The sequence below is a fragment of the Carboxylicivirga taeanensis genome, assembly GCF_051851475.1.
GTDB classification, from domain to species: Bacteria; Bacteroidota; Bacteroidia; order Bacteroidales; family Marinilabiliaceae; genus Carboxylicivirga; species Carboxylicivirga taeanensis.
Map to the genome: position 1 here is coordinate 1 of NZ_JBPUSJ010000057.1, position 2,153 is coordinate 2,153.

2 protein-coding genes are annotated in these 2,153 nt (G+C 33.8%); both read right to left on the reverse strand.

Features of this window, described 5'->3' with window-relative positions; translation table 11 throughout:
• Window positions 1-260: 260 nt before the first annotated feature.
• Window positions 261-983, reverse strand: a complete 723-nt coding sequence (locus ACSX1H_RS19125) for a hypothetical protein (protein ID WP_439185859.1) — start codon at window positions 981-983, stop codon at window positions 261-263.
• A gap of 196 nt (window positions 984-1,179) precedes the next feature.
• Window positions 1,180-2,037, reverse strand: a complete 858-nt coding sequence (locus tag ACSX1H_RS19130; RefSeq protein WP_439185860.1) for a hypothetical protein — start codon at window positions 2,035-2,037, stop codon at window positions 1,180-1,182.
• Window positions 2,038-2,153: the final 116 nt, after the last annotated feature.

The following is a 2,153-nucleotide window of genomic DNA, read 5'->3' on the forward strand; positions in this document are numbered from 1 at the left end:
CTGGCCCGTGGGTGAGCAGCAAATTCCTCAAAAGCCGCACAAATCCCAAAAACACTTCGAATCCGGCTTAAAAACATTGGGTTGTGCCTAACGGCCTGCCGCATGGAGCGTAAAGGAATTTAACCTTACTTACTTTCCAAATTGAGCTGAGCCAAAGCGCTGTATTTGTTTTTAACTTTTCATTTCTAAAGCCAAATCAGTGATTTGGCGTTGGTAGCCAAAGCTATGAACCAAGCAAGATGCACTGCACCCTTTATGCTCTATAGCGGTTTGTTGGGGTTAGTTTTTATTCTTTTTGCCACTCTATTAATTTGCTGATTCTCTATAAACATTTCATAGGCTTCAGAATATTTACCTAAATTCATTTTACAGTGATATTTAGAAGTCTGTAGGTAAAGTTGTCCTGATTCAGTTTTAGCTAGATTAAAAAGCTGCTCATATTCTTCAAGTGCACTTTTAAATTTTCTGTCTCTGTATTTAATGTCTGCGGAAATGAGCAAGGTTTTAAATTCACTGGATTCTTTTCGGATAGTCTTTTTAATTCGTTTAGTTAATTGTCTATCTGTCTCGATTGTCAATGCGTGTCTTTCAAGCGCAAGTCTTTTAAGTTCTATTGATATTTCATTTTCAGCATCTATTTGTAAATGAGAGTCAAGGTAACGATATACCTGATTGTTATATTCTTTTTGTTTTTCAATAACCAGGTCATGTGGCACCTCAATAAAATCAAATATAAACTTGAATCCGAATCGTTGTTCTACAAGTTCGAGTTCTTCATTTGTATTCAGTGGTTCCCCAAGATGGCCTAATCCACTTAATTTCAGAATTTGAACCTTCGATTCGTTTAAATCTTGAATTGCCATCAATGAATCATATGGAATCAACTTATTGAAATACTCAATAGCAATACTGTCAGCCTTAATTTGTGAATAAGCACTAATTAGCAGAAAAAAGCTTAATAATATTGTTGTCGTTATCTTCATCAAATTAACCCCAACGGCCTGCCGCATGAAGCGTATGGAATTTTAACCTTACTAACTTTTCAAATTGCGCATAGCCAAAGCGTTGTATTTGTTTTTAACTTTTCATTTTTAAAGCCAAATCAACGATTTGGCGGTGGTTGTCGAAGTCACAAACCTTCCAAAATCAGTCGACCTCCATATGCTTTATAGCGGTTTGTTAGCACCAGTTATTGTTAAGAATTTTAATTTTATTTATTCTATCAAAAGGAATATTCTTCTTGGTTAATTTAACCTTCTCATCGTCTACATGAAAATTGTCAATTATTACAATTATATTGCTTGTAGTTTTATATTTAAGCGTATATAGTTCAATATTAGCGATAGCATCATTAAGCTTATCTGTATGAATGCTATGCATAAACTTTTGAATCGTAAGAATCGATTTAGATAATTCAACTATTAGTGGTCGAATATCAATATTACTATTAATGTTCATCAATTCTTTATGAACAGGGCCAAAAAGTTTTTTCTCACCTTGCATACTCATAATAGAAACTTCCAATATTACATCCCCAATCATATCTTCTGGATTCGCTTCTTGCTTTCTAGATTTAAAGTGAATTGATTGAATTGGAAAGCCTAAATGCATTGCGTAGTTCCTTAGTCTGTATAGAAAGCGATATGAAAAATATGAATCGTATAATTTACTTGTTAATTCTTTAAAGTCTAAAATTTGTTGTGAGTCTTTTCCAACATGCCTTTTTATATAACTCTCCGCATTATCTAAGAAAAACTTGAAACTCGAAAGAATATTTAAAATATGCTTATTAACCTCGATAATGAATTCTGTATTTTCTATAGCTTGAAAATTGAATTTTGTTATAGGAATACCTGAAATCTTTGTCAGAAACTCATTGTAGTCAGACAGGTTGTTTTGTAAATATTGGAATACCTCTAATTGTGTACTATAAGTATTTATTAAATCGCAATCTTCTAGCAAGGATTTACGGCTTTCTTCTGATAACGATTTTTTCTCAACAAAATCATGTCCCTCTAAAGTATAAAGCTTTGCCATATTTATTTTTTAATTGGTGCTAACGGTTGGCCGCATGGCGCTGTAGCAGATTCTGCGTTGAGATTGTCCGTCCGAGAGGACGAGACCATCGAGGCGGGAATCTGCCCAACCAAAGT

Excerpts from the sequence above, each read along its gene's own strand:
- ACSX1H_RS19125 (WP_439185859.1), bottom strand. The coding sequence starts at position 983 with ATGAAGATAACGACAACAATATTATTAAGCTTTTTTCTGCTAATTAGT.
- ACSX1H_RS19130 (WP_439185860.1), bottom strand. The coding sequence starts at position 2,037 with ATGGCAAAGCTTTATACTTTAGAGGGACATGATTTTGTTGAGAAAAAA.